Source organism: Amycolatopsis sp. PS_44_ISF1 (assembly GCF_032335455.1).
Classification (GTDB): domain Bacteria; phylum Actinomycetota; class Actinomycetes; order Mycobacteriales; family Pseudonocardiaceae; genus Amycolatopsis.
Genome location: NZ_JANUXO010000001.1, coordinates 2,291,590 through 2,308,904 on the forward strand (window position 1 = coordinate 2,291,590; position 17,315 = coordinate 2,308,904).

General features: G+C 72.3%; 14 protein-coding genes and 1 riboswitch. Of the genes, 11 read left to right on the forward strand and 3 right to left on the reverse strand.

Annotation, left to right across the window (positions count from 1 at the left end; genetic code table 11):
- Positions 1–14 precede the first annotated feature (14 nt).
- Positions 15–728, forward strand: coding sequence for a helix-turn-helix transcriptional regulator (locus NYF13_RS10495; RefSeq protein ID WP_315657299.1), 714 nt, complete (start codon positions 15–17; stop codon positions 726–728).
- A gap of 10 nt (positions 729–738) precedes the next feature.
- Here NYF13_RS10495 and NYF13_RS10500 read toward each other — a convergent pair whose 3' ends face one another.
- Positions 739–2,307 (reverse strand): phospholipid carrier-dependent glycosyltransferase, encoded by a 1,569-nt coding sequence (locus tag NYF13_RS10500; RefSeq protein ID WP_315655959.1) that lies wholly within the window; start codon positions 2,305–2,307, stop codon positions 739–741.
- A gap of 63 nt (positions 2,308–2,370) precedes the next feature.
- Here NYF13_RS10500 and rsmI point away from each other — a divergent pair, with 63 nt between their 5' ends.
- Positions 2,371–3,210, forward strand: coding sequence for a 16S rRNA (cytidine(1402)-2'-O)-methyltransferase (gene rsmI, locus NYF13_RS10505; protein ID WP_315655961.1), 840 nt, complete (start codon positions 2,371–2,373; stop codon positions 3,208–3,210).
- On the opposite strand, the gene NYF13_RS10510 is transcribed toward rsmI, so the two are convergent.
- The gene (locus tag NYF13_RS10510; protein ID WP_315655964.1) at positions 3,180–3,731 is read right to left on the reverse strand and encodes a QsdR family transcriptional regulator; all 552 of its coding nucleotides are present in this window, start codon (positions 3,729–3,731) and stop codon (positions 3,180–3,182) included. The genes rsmI and NYF13_RS10510 overlap by 31 nt on opposite strands.
- A gap of 131 nt (positions 3,732–3,862) precedes the next feature.
- Between NYF13_RS10510 and NYF13_RS10515 the strand changes: the two genes are divergently transcribed.
- A complete protein-coding gene (locus NYF13_RS10515; RefSeq protein WP_315655966.1) occupies positions 3,863–4,822 on the forward strand; it encodes an NADPH:quinone oxidoreductase family protein in 960 nt (319 codons plus the stop codon).
- Positions 4,823–4,910: 88 nt separating this feature from the next.
- On the opposite strand, the gene NYF13_RS10520 is transcribed toward NYF13_RS10515, so the two are convergent.
- Positions 4,911–5,525, reverse strand: a complete 615-nt coding sequence (locus tag NYF13_RS10520; protein WP_315655969.1) for a GH25 family lysozyme — start codon at positions 5,523–5,525, stop codon at positions 4,911–4,913.
- A 253-nt stretch (positions 5,526–5,778) separates the two neighbouring features.
- Between NYF13_RS10520 and metG the strand changes: the two genes are divergently transcribed.
- The 8 genes from metG (at position 5,779) to NYF13_RS10560 (ending at position 17,285) form a co-directional block, all read left to right on the forward strand.
- Entirely contained in the window at positions 5,779–7,572 is a 1,794-nt protein-coding gene (metG, locus tag NYF13_RS10525) for a methionine--tRNA ligase (RefSeq protein ID WP_315655971.1), read from the forward strand.
- Positions 7,573–7,629: 57 nt separating this feature from the next.
- On the forward strand, positions 7,630–8,463 hold the full coding sequence (locus NYF13_RS10530) for a TatD family hydrolase (RefSeq protein ID WP_315655972.1): 834 nt from the start codon (positions 7,630–7,632) through the stop codon (positions 8,461–8,463).
- Between the two features lie 418 nt (positions 8,464–8,881).
- Positions 8,882–10,264, forward strand: a complete 1,383-nt coding sequence (locus NYF13_RS10535; protein ID WP_315657300.1) for a transglycosylase family protein — start codon at positions 8,882–8,884, stop codon at positions 10,262–10,264.
- A gap of 23 nt (positions 10,265–10,287) precedes the next feature.
- Positions 10,288–11,130: a 16S rRNA (adenine(1518)-N(6)/adenine(1519)-N(6))-dimethyltransferase RsmA gene (rsmA, locus tag NYF13_RS10540; protein ID WP_315655974.1), complete on the forward strand. Its 843-nt coding sequence runs from the start codon at positions 10,288–10,290 to the stop codon at positions 11,128–11,130.
- Between the two features lie 111 nt (positions 11,131–11,241).
- Positions 11,242–11,348, forward strand: a riboswitch (SAM riboswitch).
- A 195-nt stretch (positions 11,349–11,543) separates the two neighbouring features.
- Positions 11,544–12,557 carry an ATP-binding cassette domain-containing protein gene (locus tag NYF13_RS10545; RefSeq protein WP_315655976.1) on the forward strand — a complete coding sequence of 338 codons (1,014 nt, stop codon included), beginning with the start codon at positions 11,544–11,546 and terminating at the stop codon, positions 12,555–12,557.
- Positions 12,558–12,762: 205 nt separating this feature from the next.
- Positions 12,763–13,731, forward strand: a complete 969-nt coding sequence (locus NYF13_RS10550; protein WP_315655979.1) for a 4-(cytidine 5'-diphospho)-2-C-methyl-D-erythritol kinase — start codon at positions 12,763–12,765, stop codon at positions 13,729–13,731.
- Positions 13,732–13,765: 34 nt separating this feature from the next.
- On the forward strand, positions 13,766–15,541 hold the full coding sequence (locus tag NYF13_RS10555) for an ABC-F family ATP-binding cassette domain-containing protein (protein WP_315655980.1): 1,776 nt from the start codon (positions 13,766–13,768) through the stop codon (positions 15,539–15,541).
- 55 nt (positions 15,542–15,596) lie between these two features.
- On the forward strand, positions 15,597–17,285 hold the full coding sequence (locus NYF13_RS10560; protein WP_315655982.1) for a fatty acyl-AMP ligase: 1,689 nt from the start codon (positions 15,597–15,599) through the stop codon (positions 17,283–17,285).
- The last annotated feature ends 30 nt before the right edge of the window (positions 17,286–17,315 follow it).

Here is a 17,315-nt window from a genome sequence, read left to right on the forward strand (position 1 = left end):
GTCAGCCGGGCGCCATGCTGCTGGCCGATCTCGAACTGCCCGCCGGAGCCTGGTTCCCCGGGCACGAGCACCCCGTGCACCAGCTCGTGTGGTCGGCGCGCGGGGTCGTCGCGGTGACCGCGGGCGACGCGCACTGGGTGCTGCCGACCACTCGCGCGCTGTGGGTGCCGGCCGGGGTGTGGCACCGCACCGGCGCGGTCGGCAACGCGGTGCTGCGCGGGATCTACGCCGCGCCGCAGCGATGCCCGGTGAGCTGGCCCGAGCCGCGGATCGTCGCCGTGGGGCCGTTGCTGCGGGCGTTGCTGGACCACCTCACGGGCGGGCAACTGGCGGACGGCCCGCGCCGCCGGGCCGAGGCCGTGGCCTTCGACCTGCTGCAACCCCTCGACCTCGCGCCGATCGTGGTGCCTTCCCCGCTCGATCCGCGCGCCCGTGACGTCCAGGCCGCGGTGCTCGCCGACCCCGCGGACCGGCGGGGGCTGGCCGAGCTGGGCCGCGCGGTCGGGGCCGGTGAACGGACGCTGGCGCGCGCGTTCACCCACGACTGCGGGATGACCTTCGGCACCTGGCGCACGCAGGTGCGGCTGCGCGCGTCGCTGCCGCTGCTAGCCGCGGGGCAGCCGATGGAGGCTGTCGCGCGCCAGGTGGGCTACTCGACGGCGAGCGCGTTCGTAGCCGCGTTTCGGCGGTCGGTCGGGGTCACGCCGGGGGCCTACTTCGCGAGCTGAGCCGATTCGGTCAGCGCCAGGAGGGCAGCCACATTTCGGACTGCCACTGAGCGTCGGTGATCGGCACGCCGTTCAGGATCGGCCACAGCCAGACGAAGTTGGCCACCACCAGCCCGGTGTAGAGCGCGACGACGAGCAGTCCGGTGCCCCGGCGTTCGAACCCGAGCTTGGCGCTGCCGAGGATCTGCCCCAGCACGAGCACCAGCCCGAGCACCAGGAACGGCGCCATCGGCGTCGCGTAGAAGAAGTACATCTGGCGGTCGATGTTGGTGAACCAGGGCAGCAGCCCGGCGAAGTAGCCGACCAGCACGGCGGCGTACCGCCAGTCGGCGCGGAAGAACCAGCGCCACAGGCCCCAGCCGAGCATCGGCAGCGAGACCCACCACATCGCCGGGGTGCCGATCAGCATCGTGGCGCCGACGCAGCGGGACTCGCCGCAGCCGGTGACGCTGCCGTCGTAGTAGTAGAGCATCGGGCGCAGGCCCATCGGCCAGGTCCACGGCTTGGACTCCCACGGGTGCGGGTTGTCCTTGGGGGTCAGCAGGGTCTCGTGGAAGTGCAGGACGTTGGTCATGTAGTCACCGAGCGAGCGCAGCGCCGGCGGCACCCAGGCGAACAGGCCGGGCGCGATGTCCTTGATCTCGGTGTAGTGCCGGTCGGTGGCCGTCTCGCTGGCGAACCAGGCCCAGAACGCGGCCAGGTACATCAGCACCGGGACGGCCAGGATGGCCCACAGCGCCGGGGCCACGTCACGCCGGATGGTGCCGGCCCACGGCCGCTCGACCCCGGCCGCGCGCCGCGCCGCGACGTCGAAGAACACGGTCAGCAGGCCGAACGCGGCGATGTAGTACAGCGCGGACCACTTGACGCCGAAGGTCAGGCCGATCATCAGCCCGGTGGCGAAGCGCCACCAGCGGAAGCCGAGCTTCGGACCCCACGGCGATTCGGTCACCCAGCCCTCGCGCACGGCCAGGGCGAGCCGTTGCCGCACCTGGTCGCGGTCGCAGAGCAGGCAGGCGAACGCGGCGAGGGAGAACAGCGCGATGAAGATGTCCAGCATGCCCATGCGCGACTGCAGGTGCAGCACGCCGTCGCTGATCACCAGCACCCCGGCGATGCCGCCGAGCAGCGTGGAGCGGGTCAGCCGCCGCGCGATGCGGATGGTGAGCAGCACGATCAGCGTGCCGGCCAGCGCGGGCATCACCCGCCAGCCCCAGCCGTTGTAGCCGAACAGCCATTCGCCGATCGCGATCAGGTCCTTGGCCAGCGGCGGGTGCACGATCAGCTCGTAGCCGGCGTTGTCCTCGTAACCACCGTTGCGCAGCATCTGCGCGGCCTGGGGCACGTAGTGCTTTTCGTCGAAGACCGGGGTGCCGTGGTCGGTCGGGACGCCCAGGTTCTGCAGCCGGACGTACCCGCCGATCAGCGTCAGCACGATCGTGACGAGCCAGCCGCGCAGCCGGTCCTGCGGCAGTCCGCGGCCGAGCAGGGTGGCTTCGCGGTCGGTCGGCGGCCGGAGCGCGTCGACCGGGTCCGGCCGCACGCTCTCGTCGTCGGGACGGGTCAGCAGTGCGGTCACGGGGCCTGATACTAGTGGCTCGGCCGTGATCGGCGTGGTGCTGATGTCGTTAGGGTGGACCGCATGACCCCTTCGCCCGGACGGCTCGTCCTCGCCGCGACCCCGCTGGGCGACCCCGGTGACGCGTCCCCGCGCCTGGTCACGGCGCTGGCCACCGCGGAGGTCATCGCGGCCGAGGACACGCGCCGGCTGCGGACGCTGACCTCGGCGCTGGGCGTGACGCCCTCGGGCCGGGTGGTGAGCTTCTACGAGGACGTCGAGACCGCGCGCCTGCCGAGGCTGCTGGAATCCCTGCGGGCCGGCGAAACGGTGCTCCTGGTGACCGATGCCGGAATGCCCAGCGTGTCCGATCCGGGCTTCCGGCTGGTGGCCGCCTGCGTCGCCGAAGACCTGCCGGTCACCTGCCTGCCCGGCCCTTCGGCGGTGACGACGGCGCTGGCGCTTTCGGGGCTGCCGTGCGACCGGTTCTGCTTCGAGGGCTTCGCCCCGCGCAAACCGGGCGAACGCGGGAAGTGGCTCGCTTCGCTGGCTTCGGAGCCGCGCACCGCGGTGTTCTTCGAATCGCCCCACCGAGTGGCCTCGACGCTGGCCGACGCCGCCGCGGCACTCGGTGGCACTCGCCGGGCCGCCGTGTGCCGCGAGCTGACCAAGACCTACGAAGAGGTGAAGCGGGGCACGCTGGCTTCACTGGCGGAGTGGGCGGCCGACGGCGTGCGCGGTGAGATCACCGTGGTGCTGGAGGGCGCGCCGCCCCGCGCGGTGAGCGTCGCGGACCTCGTCGGTGAAGTCTCCGCCCGCGTCTCCGCGGGCGAACGCCTGAAGTCCGCGGCGGCCGAGGTGGCCGAGGCGGCGGGAGTGTCCAAAAAGGAGCTCTACGACGCGGTGCTCGTCTCGCGCGGGTGAGGCGGGTTCGCCGACAGCAGTGCCGTCACCGCGGCGTGGGCCTTCGACGCGTCCGGCTCCTCGCCGGTGATCATGTCGGTGTAGATGAACGACTCGCCGATGCGGACCAGCAGGTAGGCCAGGTCCGCGACCGGCAGCGGGGTGCTGAGCCGTTCCGCCGCCAGCAGGTCGGCCAGCCGCGCGATGGTGCGTGACTGCACCAGGCTCGCCTGGGTGGTCAGCAGGCGCAGGGCCCGCTCCGGTTCGCGCCGCAGGAACGAGCGGAACGCGCCGGAGGCGTTCACCGTGCGCACGAACGCGCCGATCGTGTCCGCGATGCCCGCCGCGCCCCGGCCGGTGGAGGTGACGCGGTCCAGCACCGAAGCCGTTTCCGCCCAGAGGATCTCGGCCAGCAGTTGATCGCGGCGGCCCACCCAGCGGTGCACCGTCGCGCGGCTCACCCCCAGCGCCGTGGCCAGTTCCCGCAGGTCCACCCGGCGACCCGCGAGGAACCAGGCCCGCGCCAGTTCGAACGCCGCCACGGCGTCGGGCCGCGGCGAGGCAAGGGATCGGGTGAGTGGCGTGTCGATGGGGTGAGACGTTATCACGTACTGTCGCACCGATGAGACATCTGAGAAAGTGTCTCATCAGTCGGCCCGAGGAGGAGACGAAGATGCGTGCAGTTCAGGTGACCGAGTTCGGTGGCCCCGAGGTGCTCAAGCCGGTCGAGCTGCCGGATCCGGTGGCCGGGCCCGGGCAGGTGCTGATCGAGGTCGAACGGATCGGGCTGAACTACGCCGACACGCACCAGGCGGAGAACTCCTACCTCGCGCCCAGCCGGCTGCCGCTCGTGCCCGGGGGCGAGGTGGCCGGGCGCACGCCGGACGGGCGCCGGGTCGTGGCGCTGCTGGGCGAGCTGGGCGGCTACGCGGAGCGGGCGGTGACCGCCGAGGCCACGGTCTTCCCCCTGCCCGACGCGATCGACGACCTCACCGCGCTGTCCATGCTGGTCCAGGGGGCCACCGCGGCGATCCTGCTGCGCAGGAACACCCACCTGGCGGACGGCGAGTCCGTGGTGGTGCACGCCGCGGCCGGCGGGGTGGGCACGATCGCCGTGCAACTGGCCAAGGCCTGGGGCGCGGGCCGCGTGATCGCGACCGCCAGCACCGAGGAGAAGCGCGCGCTGGCCCTCGAACTCGGCGCCGACGTCGCCGTCGACTCGCGCGCGGAGAACCTGACCGAGACCCTGATCGAGGCCAACGGCGGCCGGCGGGTCGACATCGTGCTCGACATGGTCGGCGGCACCACCACCGACCAGAGCATCGCGGCGCTGGCCCCGTTCGGCCGGCTCGGCTTCTACGGCATGGCCGGGCGGGAGGAGCCCAAGCCGGTCCGGCTGCGCAACCTGATGGGCCACAGCACCACGGTCTCCGGCATGTGGCTCTCGCACGTCTTCCGCCTGCCCGGCAACGTCTACGGCACCACGCTGACCGAGCTGTTCGACCTGGCCGCCCGCGGCGTCATCCGGGCGATCCCCGGCGGCGAGTACCCGCTGGCCGAGGCACGCGCCGCACACGAGGCCCTCCGCTCGCGCGGCACCGTCGGCAAGCTCCTGCTCGACCCCACGCGCTGACTCACGAGCCGGGTCCCGCCGCCTCGACCGCCCGCGCCGGCCGCGGCGCTCGTTCCACAGTGGACGACCGGGGCCCGGCCGAACGGGATCAGAGCAGCACGTCGGACAGCTTGAACGGGTACACCACCGCGTCCTGCGCGACCGGCCCGCTGATCCCCGGCACGTCCGCGGCGCTCGCGTACTGGTGCAGTCCCAGTCGCGAGTGGAACCAGCCGGCCCGGCCCGCGATGCCGTTGTGCCGCACCAGCCAGAGCACCACCTCGGGATCGGCCCAGCGGTCCGGGTGCAGCCGGTGCGCCCAGCAGTCGTGATCGGCGTAGACGAGCACCCGCTCGATCCGCGCCGCGTGCCGCACGTGCTTGATCCACGCCTTGACGAACCGGTCGTCGACGTTCTGCGCGTCCACCTCCAGCGCGGGCGCCAGCGAACCGGGGGCGAAGGCGCCGAGCCGGCTGGCCGTGCGGACGAAGTGCTCGGCCTGGTCGTGCACGGCGCCGGGCCGCGCGTAGTGCCGCGCGCCGGTGTGCAGGCCGACGTGCTGGGCCCCGGCCAGGGTGCGCTCGGCGCCCGGGTCGCTCCAGTTCACGTTCTCGCTCACGGTCACCGAGGCGAACCGGACCTCGGCCTCGCGGACCGCCGTCCAGTCGAGCACCTGCTCTCGATGGGTGAGGGTGAGCCCTCGCTCGGTCTCCGGTTCGGTCACTCTGCGCCCCTAGCAGCCCCACGACGGGTGAAAGGCCACCCTACGTCCCCGGCCGGTACGCAGGGTGACCTCGCGCCCGGCGTGTCCCGCCTTTGATCAGGCGTTTTCCCGCCGGACGGTGCGGGTCCCCCAGGGGAACCCCGCCGGCCGCCGCCACGCGGTCCGTGACCCCCGCGCGAGCGGCCGCGGCGCCGGCCCCCGCACACCGACCGGCCACGGAACGCCGTGGACCGCATCCGTAGGCTAAACCGGTATGAGCACCCCTGTGTTGACCGCGGTGGCCTGGCCCTACGCCAACGGTCCCCGCCACATCGGCCACGTGTCCGGATTCGGCGTCCCGTCCGACGTCTTCTCCCGCTACCAGCGAATGGCCGGCAACCGGGTGCTCATGGTGTCCGGGACCGACGAGCACGGCACCCCGATCACCGTCCAGGCCGACAAGGAGGGGATGACCCCCCAGCAGACCGCGGACAAGTACACCCGCCAGATCGACGAGGACCTGCGCGGCCTCGGCCTGTCCTACGACCTGTTCACCCGCACCTCGACCGGCAACCACGCCGAGGTGACCCAGCAGATCTTCCTGGCGCTCGACCGCAACGGCTACGTGGTGCCGAAGACCACGCGCGGCGCGATCAGCCCGTCCACCGGCCGGACGCTGCCGGACCGCTACGTCGAGGGCACCTGCCCGATCTGCGGGTACGACGGCGCGCGCGGCGACCAGTGCGACAACTGCGGCAACCAGCTCGACGCCGCGGAGCTGATCAACCCGAAGTCGCGGATCAACGGCGAGACGCCGAAGTTCGTCGAGACCGAGCACTACTTCCTCGACCTGCCCGCGTTCACCCGGGTCCTCGGCGACTGGCTGGCGACCAAGACCGAGTGGCGCCCGAACGTCCTCAACTTCACCCGCAACCTGATCGACGACATGCGGCCCCGCCCGATCACGCGGGACCTCGACTGGGGCGTGAAGATCCCCCTCGACGGCTGGAGCGACCAGCCGATGAAGCGGTTCTACGTCTGGTTCGACGCGGTGATCGGCTACTTCTCCGCCAGCGTCGAGTGGGCCCGGCGCTCGGGCGACCCCGAGGCGTGGCAGCAGTGGTGGACCAACCCGGACGCCCGCGCGTACTACTTCATGGGCAAGGACAACATCACCTTCCACGCCCAGATCTGGCCCGCGCTGCTGCTCGGCCACAACGGCGAGGGCGATCGAGGCGGCGAGCCCGGGAAGTACGGCCGGCTGCGGCTGCCGGACGAGATCGTGTCCAGCGAGTTCCTCACCATGAGCGGTTCGAAGTTCTCCACCTCGCGCGGCACGGTCATCTACGTGCACGACTTCCTGCGCGAATACGGCCCGGACGCGCTGCGCTACTTCATCTCGGCGGCCGGCCCGGAGACCCAGGACACCGACTTCACCTGGGACGAGTTCGTCCGCCGGACCAACTTCGAGCTGGCCAACGAATGGGGCAACCTGGTCAACCGGTCGATCTCGATGGCGCACAAGAACGTGGGCGCCATCCCGCGCCCGGACGCGCCGACGGCCGCCGACGAGGAGCTGAAGGCGTTGTCGCGCAAGGCGTTCGAGACCGCCGGGGCGCACCTCGCGCGGTCCCGCTTCAAGGCGGCCTCCTCGGAGGCGATGCGCGTGGTCACCGCGGCCAACCGGTACCTGTCGGACCAGGAGCCGTGGAAGCTCAAGGACGATCCGGCGCGGCGCGACAGCGTTCTCCACACGGCGTTGCAGGTGGTCAGTGACGCGAACACGCTGCTGACGCCGTTCCTGCCGCATTCGGCGCAGAAGGTGCACGAAGCGCTCGGCGGCACCGGCGTCTGGGCCGCGCAGCCGGAGCTGCGGGAGGTCGAGGACCTCGACCTCCCGGGCCGGGTCAACCCGATCCTGACCGGTGACTACGCGGGTGAGCAGGCCCGGTGGGAGTCGAAGCCGATCGAGGTCGGCCGTCCGCTGCAGAAGCCGACGCCGCTGTTCACCAAGCTCGACCCCGAGCTCGGCGAGACCGGCCCGGAGTGGGCCCCGATCGTCAGGTGATGCCCCGGTGGTGTCCGGTCCGGATCGGCCCGGACACCCCCGGGTATCTTTCGCGGCATGGGTGACCAGAAGCGAGAACTGCCGCCGATCCCGGACCGCCTGCCCGCCTCGGTCGTGGACGCCCACACCCACCTCGACGCCTGCGGGGCCGCCACCCCGGCCGACGTCACGGCCATGGTCGACCGCGCCGAACGGGCCGGGGTGGCCCGGGTGGTCACGGTCGCCGACGACCTCGCCTCGGCCCGGTGGGTCGTGGACGCGGCCGGTTGGGACGCCCGGGTGTTCGCCGCCGTCGCCGTGCATCCCACGCGCACCAAGGACTTCGGCGCGGCCGAACGGTCCGAAGTGGAGCGTCTGGCCGCGGCCGGGCGGGTGGTCGCGGTGGGGGAGACCGGCCTCGACTACTACTGGGACTACTCGCCGCACGACGCCCAGCAGGACGCGTTCCGCTGGCACATCGACCTGGCCAAGCGCATCGGCAAACCGCTGATGATCCACGACCGCGAGGCGCACGAGGACGTGCTGCGCATCCTGGACGAAGAGGGTGCGCCGGACGACGTCGTCTTCCACTGCTTCTCCGGCGACGAGGCCATCGCGCGCCGTTGCCTCGACGCCGGCTACGTGCTGTCGTTCGCCGGCACCGTCACGTTCAAGAACGCCCGCGGCCTCCACGAGGCGGCGCGGATCTGCCCGGCGGGTCAGTACCTGGCCGAGACGGACGCGCCGTTCCTGACCCCCCATCCCTTCCGCGGGCGGCCGAACGAGCCGTACTGCGCCGCGTACACCGTCCGCCACCTCGCCACGCTGAGGGGCGAAGGCGTCCACGAGGTCGCCGAAGCGGTCCGGACCACGGCCGAGCGGCTGTTCCGGCTCCCGGCCGATGGCGCGTGATCTCCCAGCGTGACAACCGGTTCCACGCATTGCGACATTCGGGTCTCCCGATTCGTCCACCTGATGAGTGACACAGGTCACGACACTCCGGGGGGTGTTTGCGCAACCCGCTCACCTCCGTTACTGTCCCGTGATCGTGCCGGTCGGCACCGCGGAAGCGGAGCCGGCCGATACGCCCACAGTCACGTCAGTGCACGTCGGGGAAGCGGGACCGCGGCCGGTACGGTCCGGACCCGTGACGATGGCGCTGACTGGGGGTGTCGGACTTGAGAGGCGCGTCGTCTGGCGTGTCGCGACGAAGGCCGGGAGTGGAGACACGCCCGGCCCGGGAAAGGGAACGACCCAAGTGACTGGTAGTAGGCCGGGCGTCTCGCGCCGTGGCACCGAGGACACCTTCTTCGCTTCCGCCCCCGTGGCCGTGCTCGACCGCGAGCTCGAGGACACCGCCTACGGGCACCTGGACTTCTCCGACGAGCTGCACGTCACCGAGCAGGACGTGCTGGCCGCCCTCGGCCCCGACGCCGACCTGCTGATGGCCGAGATCGACGTCGACGTGGACGAGCTGATCCGGCTGATCAACGCCGAGACCACCATGCTCCCGCCGCTCGTCCTGCCGGACGAGGTGGCCGAAGACCGCACCGCGACGCCGCAGACCCAGAAGGTCGCCGTCGAGGACGGCCTGATCGAGGCCACCCGCACCTGGAAGCGCCGGTTCCTCAAGGGCGCCGTGCTGGCCGTGCTGATCTCCGTCGGCGGCGGCGGGGCCGCGGCGCTGGCGATGAACAAGAGCGTCACGGTCGACGTGGACGGCCAGCAGCGCACCGTGCACAGCTACGGCGACACCGTGGGCGAGGTCCTGGAGGACGCCGGGCTCTCGGTCGGCGCGCACGACTCGCTCTCGCCCTCCCCGCAGGCCGAGGTCGGCGACGGCGGCGTCATCAAGCTCGAGCGCGGCCGCCAGCTGAACCTGGTCGTCGACGGCGTCTCGCGCTCCTCCTGGGTCCGCGCGAGCAGCCTGGGCGACGCGATGAACCAGCTGGGCCTGGCCGACCTGGTCGCCAAGGGGGCCTGGACCTCCATGCCCTCCAGCGGCCAGCTTTCGCTCGAAGGCTCGACCGTGCAGGTCAAGACCCTCAAGCACATCACGCTCTACGACGGCACGAACGCGCCGAAGCCGGTCACCACCACCGCGGTGAGCACCAAGGAGTTCGTCTCCGACCTCAAGCTGAACCTCGGCCCGGACGACGCGGTCGACGGTGGTCTGGACGTTTCGCTCAAGGACGGGGCCGAGGTCCACGTCAGCCGCATGGGCGTCTCGATGGTCAACCAGCAGGAGACCATCGACCCCGACGTGCAGAAGGTCGACGACCCGACGCAGCTCAAGGGCCAGCAGTCGGTCGATGACCCGGGCACCCCGGGTTCGAAGATGGTCACCTACAAGGTCACCAAGAAGAACGGCGAAGAGGTTTCGCGCGAGCAGGTCTCGGAGAAGGTCCTGCAGGAGGCCAAGCCGAAGATCATCAAGGTCGGCAGCAAGAAGCCGCCGGCCCCGGCCATCGGCGACACCTCGGCCTGGGACCGCATCGCGCAGTGCGAGTCGAGCGGCAACTGGTCGATCAACACCGGCAACGGCTACTACGGCGGCCTCCAGTTCGACAAGCAGACCTGGAACGCCTACGGCGGCCAGCAGTACGCGCCGACCGCCAACCTGGCCACCCGCGAGCAGCAGATCGACATCGCGAACAAGGTCCGCGACGCCCGGGGCGGGTACGGCGCCTGGGGCTGCGGCAACAAGGCCTGAGCCCCGCTGGGTAGGCTCTCCCGGTGGTTGAACTGCTGGGACCGGTCGAGATCCGCGGGATGGCGGCCGAGCTCGACGTCCGCCCGACGAAGAAGCTCGGGCAGAACTTCGTGCACGATCCGAACACGGTTCGCCGCATCGTCGAGCTGGCCGGGGTGGGCGCGGGTGACGTGGTCCTCGAAGTCGGGCCCGGGCTGGGTTCGCTGACGCTGGGGCTGCTGGATTCGGGCGCGGACGTGGTCGCCGTCGAGATCGACCCCGTATTGGCCGCCCGCCTGCCGCGGACCGCGGCCGAGCGGGCGCCCGAAGCGGTGAGCCGGCTCTCCGTGCTGGAGGCCGACGCGTTGCGGGTCAAGGCCGCCGATCTGCCGGCCGCGCCCGGCTCGCTGGTGGCGAACCTGCCGTACAACGTGGCGGTGCCGGTGGTGCTGCACCTGCTGGCCGAGCTGCCCTCGCTGCGGCGGGGGCTGGTGATGGTCCAGACCGAGGTGGCCGACCGGATGGCCGCGGGCCCCGGCAGCCGCATCTACGGCGTGCCGAGCGTGAAGCTGGCCTGGTACGGACCGGCCCGCAAGGTGGCCGCCGTGCCCCGCACCGTGTTCTGGCCGGTGCCGAACGTCGATTCGGCCCTGGTCTCCTTCGAGCGGTCCGCGACACCGGTGACCGACGTCGACCGCACGACCTTGTTCGACCTCGTGGATGCCGCGTTCTCCCAGCGCCGCAAGACCCTGCGCGCCGCGCTGGCGGGCTGGGCCGGCTCGGCCGACCGCGCGGGTGAGCTGCTCACGGCCGCGGGCATCGACCCGCGGACCCGGGGCGAGCAACTGGACGTGACGGCCTTCGCGCGGCTCGCGGCCCAAGCCTGATCGCCGGCCGCCCGGCCACGCCCCCCGGCCGGACTGGATCCGGGCGCCACCACTCGTGTGATGTGCACCAACGCGCTTGCGTTCACCCAATGGGATCGGCTTTACTCGGTAGGTCCATCCCGAGCGACTGAGAGACCTGGCTCGCCGAAGTCGCAGCAACCACCCTCCGCAGGGCAGGTGCTACCGCCAGGACCGATGGAGGCTGTTTCCGATGAAGAGGGTCACCCGGCCGCTCCTGCTCACCAAGCGGCGCGTAGTCGACGAAGGTCGCCGCTCGGTATGTGCGTGTCGACGCTCCACGGTCATCGCCTGATCTTCTCCTCCTCTTCTTGACCACCGTCCTTCTTGGACGGTCAATCGGTGACGCCCGGCGCGCCCGTGAACGGTGCTGCGCCCCTGCTTGGAGCCTCCCTGTGATCACTGTCGAAAACGTGTCCAAATCCTTCCCCCACAACGGAAATCCGGTGTCCGCCCTGCGCGACGTGAGTGTCGACGTGCAGGCCGGCTCCCTGTTCGGCGTCGTCGGCCCGGCCGGCTCCGGCAAGTCGACCCTGGCCCGCTGCATCGCGCTGCAGGAGCGCCCCGACCGCGGGGTCGTGCGGCTCGACGGGCTCAACACCGGCACCCTCGACGGACGGCGGCTGCGTGAGGTCCGCCGTCAGCTCGGTGTGGTGGGGACCAAGCCGGAGCTGCTCGCCGAGCGCACCGTGGCCGGCAACATCGCGACCCCGCTGGAGCAGCTCGGGGTCGACGGCCCGCAGCGCCGCAGCCGCGTCGGCTCGTTGCTCGACCTGGCCGGCCTGACCGCCCGGGCCGGCCAGCGGCCGGGCGAGCTGACCGACGGGCAGCGTCGTCGCGTCGCCGTCGCCAAGGCGCTGGCGGCCGGTCCGGCCGTGCTGCTCGCCGACGACCCGACCGCGGGCGTCGCCCCCGAGGAGGCCGGTGCGGTGCTGGCCGTGCTCGACCGGGCGCGCGCCGAGCTGGGGGTGACCGTGCTGGTGACCACGCAGGACGCGGGCGTGGTGCGCCGGGTCTGCGACGACGTCGCGGTGCTGGACCAGGGCGTCATCCTCGAGCGCGGCACGGTGCTCGACCTGATCGCTTCGCCGGAGAGCTGGACCGCGCAGGCGGTGCTGCCCGCGATCGAGACCACCCGCGCGCAGACCGCGAAGTACGACCGCGCGGCCGACGTCGTGTTGATCGGCTTCGCCTCCGTGGGCGCGCTGCTGCCCGAAGCGGCCGGCCGCTTCGACGTCGAGCTGGCCACCATCGGCGGTGGTCTGACCCGCATCGGCGACACCCCGATCGGCCGCTTCCGCCTCGGTGTCCGCGGTGAGCGCGCGGACGCCGCGCTGGCCTGGATCGCCGACCGCGGCGCCCACGTGACCCACCCGGTGCGTGGCCCGCAGGCGGTCGCCGCCGCCTGATCGACCGGTCCGCGAGGCCGTCCCGGAGCGTTCGGCCGGGGCGGCCTCCCTTCGTGTCCGGGATTTCGGGACGGCTGTCCGGAAAGCGGGTACGGCTGTCCGGACCCGGTGCTCGCGCCCGGCGCGGCCCGGTCCGCGAACGTCGGGTGGTGCCGTGCTTTCTCCTGGTGGGGAGCCCATCGGCCCGGCCACGTAGGCTGGGCGGGTGCTCGCAGTGGTTCCTCCTCCAGTCACCGTCCGGGTCCCGGCCAAGGTCAACCTGCACCTGGCGGTCGGCGATCAGCGCGCGGACGGCTTCCACGAGCTGGTCACGGTGTTCCAGGCGCTGTCGCTGACCGATGAGGTCACCGTCGTGGCCACCGACGATCCCGGGCTCGAGGTCTACGGCGAAGGGGAGGGCTTGGTGCCCACCGACGCCACGAACCTCGCCTGGCGGGCGGCGCGGGAGCTGTCCGCGTACGCCGGCCGGGCCGACGCCGAAGCCCCGAAGGTGCGGATCGTGCTGCGCAAGGGGATCCCGGTCGCGGGCGGGATGGCGGGGGGCAGCGCGGACGCGGCGGCGACGCTGGTGGGCCTGGCCTCGCTGTGGAAGCTCGACATCACCCGTGACGAGCTGGCCGCGATCGCCGGCCGGCTGGGCAGCGACGTGCCTTTCGCGCTCTACGGCGGCACGGCGCTGGGCACCGGCCGCGGCGAGCGGCTGGTGCCGGTGCTTTCGCGCCACACGTTCCACTGGGTGCTCGCGTTCGACCACGCGGGCCTTTCGACGCCGAAAGTGTTCGGCGAGCTCGACCGGCTGCGCGCCGAGGGCAACCCGCCGCGCATCGGCTCGCACACCCCGGTGGTCGAGGCGCTGGCCTCCGGTGACCCGCGCCAGCTCGCGCTGCTGCTGGGCAACGACCTGCAGGCCGCGGCGGTTTCGCTGCAGCCGGGCCTGCGGCGCACGCTGCGCGCGGGCGTGAACGCCGGAGCGCTGGCCGGCTGCGTCTCCGGCTCGGGCCCGACCTGCGCCTTCCTCTGCGCGGACGCGCAGACGGCGGTGGAGGTGGCGGCCGAGCTGTCCGGCGCCGGGGTGTGCCGCACGGTGCGCGTCGCGCACGGGCCGGTGCCCGGGGCGCGCGTGGTGGGCGGGGACGACGCGCCCCGCACCACGCCGCCCCGCGTGCACGCCTGAATCTGCCTCAACTGTCCACTGTGGAAGGGATCGGATGGCCAACCTGGTCAACCTGGAGTCGGTGAGCAAGTCCTACGGGGTGAAGCCGCTGCTGGACAAGGTTTCCCTCGGCGTCGCCGAGGGGCAGCGCATCGGCGTGGTCGGCCTCAACGGCGGGGGCAAGACCACCCTGCTGGAGGTCCTCTCCGGACTGAGCGAGCCGGACGCCGGACGGGTGAGCCACGTGCGCGGGCTGCGGATGGCCGTGGTCACGCAGCGCACCGAGCTGCCCGAGGGCAGCACGGTCGGCGACGTCGTGCTGGCCCGCTACGGGGCCGAGCACGAATGGGCCGCCGACGCCCGAGTCCGGTCCATTGTGGATGGTCTGGGGATCACCGCGATCGGGCTGGACCAGCCGACCGCCACGCTGTCGGGCGGGGAGCGCCGCCGCGTCGCGCTCGCCGCCGCGCTGACCGGGGAGCTGGACCTGGTCGTGCTGGACGAGCCGACCAACCACCTGGACGTCGAGGGGGTCCGCTGGCTGGCCGACCACCTGCTGGCCCGCCGGTCCGCCGTGGTGGTCGTGACCCACGACCGGTGGTTCCTGGACACGGTCGCGGGCCTCACCTGGGAGGTGGCCCACGGCCGGGTCGAGCAGTACGAGGGCGGGTACGCGGACTGGATCTTCGCGCGCGCCGAGCGGGCGCGGCTGTCCGCGACCGCGGAGGAGAAGCGGCAGAACCTGGCGCGCAAGGAGCTGGCCTGGCTGCGCCGCGGCCCGCAGGCCCGCTCCTCCAAGCCGCGCTACCGCGTGGAGGCCGCCGAGGCGCTGATCGCCGACGTGCCGCCGCTGCGCGACACCGTCGAGCTCCAGGCGTTCGCCAAGCGGCGGCTGGGCAAGACCGTGCTGGAGCTGGAGGACGTCACGGTGGACGTCGGCGGCCGGCGGCTGCTCGACCACGTGACCTGGCGGATCGGCCCCGGCGACCGGATCGGCCTGGTCGGGGTGAACGGCTCGGGCAAGACCACCCTGCTCAAACTGCTCGGCGGCGAGGTCGAGTCCTCGACCGGGCGGCGCAAGCAGGGCACCACGGTCGCGCTCGCGCACCTGCGCCAGGAGCTCGACGACCTGCCCCGGGACCTGCGCGTGCTGCAGGCGATCGAGCAGGTCGCGGGACGGGTGGTGTTCGGCAAGCAGGAGATGACCGCGTCGCAGCTCGGGGAGAAGCTGGGCTTCCCGCAGGCCCGCCAGTGGACGCCGGTCGGCGACCTCTCCGGCGGCGAGCGGCGCCGGCTTCAGCTGTGCCGGCTGCTGATGGCCGAGCCGAACGTGCTGCTGCTCGACGAGCCGACGAACGACCTGGACATCGACACCCTGCAGCAGCTCGAAGACCTGCTCGACGGCTGGGCCGGCACGATGGTCGTGGTCTCGCACGACCGGTACCTGGTCGAGCGGGTCTGCGACACCACGGTCGCGCTGTTCGGCGACGGCGCGGTGACCGATCTGCCCGGCGGGATCGAGGAGTACCTGGACCGCCGGCTGAAGGTCCGCGAGGCCGCGCCGCGCCGTGAAGCGGCCGGGGCCGCCCCGGCGAAGGCGGAGGCCAAGCGCGACGCCGCCGAGGTGCGGGCCGCGCGCAAGGAGCTGGGCCGGCTGGAGCGCAAGCTCGACCAGCTCTCCTCGCGGGAGGAGAAGATCCACGCGGCGCTGGCCGAAGCGGCTACGGACCCGGTGAAGCTGATCGAGCTGAACACTGAGCTGAAGTCGCTCCAGGCGGAGAAGGACGACGTCGAGGCGCGCTGGCTGGAGACCTCCGAAGCGGCCGAATGACCGGCGGACCGGCCACGCGGGCGGGCGTTGACAACCAGACAGTAATCTGACGCCCATGAGTCGGTTCGTGGACACGCTCGTCGGCACGGCGGCCGGGCGAGGTCAGCAGCGGGGCATGGTCACCGGGGAGCCAGTGGAACCGGTGCGACGGACGTGGGCCGAGGTTCACGAGCAGGCGTTGCGGGTGGCCGGGGCGCTGGTCGCCGGTGGTCTGGCGCCGGGCAGCGCGGTGGCGGTGCTGGCCGCGGCGCCCTCCCTGATCGCGCCCATGGTGCAGGCGGTCTGGCTGGCCGGGGGCAGCGTGACCATGCTGCACCAGCCCACCCCGCGCACCGACCTGGCCGAGTGGGCCGACGACACGGTCAAGGTGCTGGGCATGATCGGCGCGGAGCTGGTGGTGCTCGGCGAGCCGTTCGACCAGCTCGCCCCGGTGCTGGCGGAGAAGGGCATCGACCACCGGCTGATCACCGAGCTGGCCGGCGGCGAACCGCTGGCCGAGATCGTGCCCACCGCCGAGGGCGACACCGCGCTGCTGCAGCTCACCAGCGGGTCCACCGCCGAGCCGAAGGCCGTGCGGATCACCTACGGCAACCTCTACACCAACGTCAAGGCGATGGTGGAGCGCGCCGAGTTCGACTTCGACACCGACGTGATGGTGTCCTGGCTGCCGACCTTCCACGACATGGGCATGGTCGGTTTCCTGACCGTGCCGATGACCTTCGGCGTCGAGCTGGTCAAGATCACGCCGGTGGAGTTCCTGTCCGGCCCGTTGATCTGGCCCGAGCTGATCACCAAGTACCGCGGCACCACCACGGCGGCGCCGAACTTCGCCTACGCCATCGTCGGCCGCCGCATGGCGCGCGTGGACGACGACGGGGCGTACGACCTGTCCACGTTGCGCATCGCGCTGAACGGCGCGGAGCCGGTCGACGAGACCGCCGTGAAGACGTTCGTCGAGGCCGGGGCCCGGTTCAAGATGCCGGCCGAGTGCGTGTTCCCGGCCTACGGCATGGCCGAGGCGACCCTGGCCGTTTCGTTCGCGCCGCTGTTCACCGGACTGACGCTCGACGTGGTGGAGGCCGGCGCGCTGGAGTCCGGCAACCGCGCCGTGCCGGTGCCCGAGGGCGACCCGCGGCGCGGGACCGACTCGGTGCGCTCGTTCGCGGTGCTCGGCCGCCCGCTCGACGGCCTCGAAGCGGCGATCGTCGACGACCGGGGCCACCGGCTCGGCGAGCGGGAAATCGGTGAGATCCGGCTGCGCGGCGAGGCCGTGACCCCGGGCTACCTGACGGTCGACGGACCGGTCGGCACCCAGGACGCCGAGGGCTGGCTCGACACCGGCGACCTCGGTTACCTGGTGGACGGCCAGATCGTCATCTGCGGCCGGCGCAAGGACGTGATCATCATGGGCGGCCGCAACCTCTACCCGACCGACATCGAACGCGCGGCCACCTCGGTGGAGGGGGTGCGCGCGGGCAACGCCGTGGCCGTGCGCCTCGACGCGGGCAGCCGCCGCGAGCGCTTCGCCGTGGTGCTGGAGTCCAAACTGGCCGGTGACGCCGAAGCGGAGCGGGCACTGTCCAAAGAGGTCGCGGCCCGGGTGCGGGACGCGGTCGACATGCGGCCGTACGCCGTGGTCGTGCTCCCGGCGGGCAGCCTGCCGAAGACGCCGTCCGGGAAGGTCAAGCGGGCCGCCACGGCCACGCAGTACGCCGACAAGATCTTGCGCAACGCGGCTTCCTGAAGCCGCCACGGGAACGCCCCGGCCCGCGAC

What these genes read in the sequence shown, in the direction of transcription:
- NYF13_RS10495 (WP_315657299.1), top strand. Translation starts at nt 15, where the DNA reads ATGCTGCTGGCCGATCTCGAACTGCCCGCCGGAGCCTGGTTCCCCGGG.
- rsmI (WP_315655961.1), top strand. Translation starts at nt 2,371, where the DNA reads ATGACCCCTTCGCCCGGACGGCTCGTCCTCGCCGCGACCCCGCTGGGC.
- NYF13_RS10555 (WP_315655980.1), top strand. Translation starts at nt 13,766, where the DNA reads ATGGCCAACCTGGTCAACCTGGAGTCGGTGAGCAAGTCCTACGGGGTG.
- NYF13_RS10560 (WP_315655982.1), top strand. Translation starts at nt 15,597, where the DNA reads ATGAGTCGGTTCGTGGACACGCTCGTCGGCACGGCGGCCGGGCGAGGT.
- NYF13_RS10530 (WP_315655972.1), top strand. Translation starts at nt 7,630, where the DNA reads ATGGGTGACCAGAAGCGAGAACTGCCGCCGATCCCGGACCGCCTGCCC.
- metG (WP_315655971.1), top strand. Translation starts at nt 5,779, where the DNA reads ATGAGCACCCCTGTGTTGACCGCGGTGGCCTGGCCCTACGCCAACGGT.
- NYF13_RS10515 (WP_315655966.1), top strand. Translation starts at nt 3,863, where the DNA reads ATGCGTGCAGTTCAGGTGACCGAGTTCGGTGGCCCCGAGGTGCTCAAG.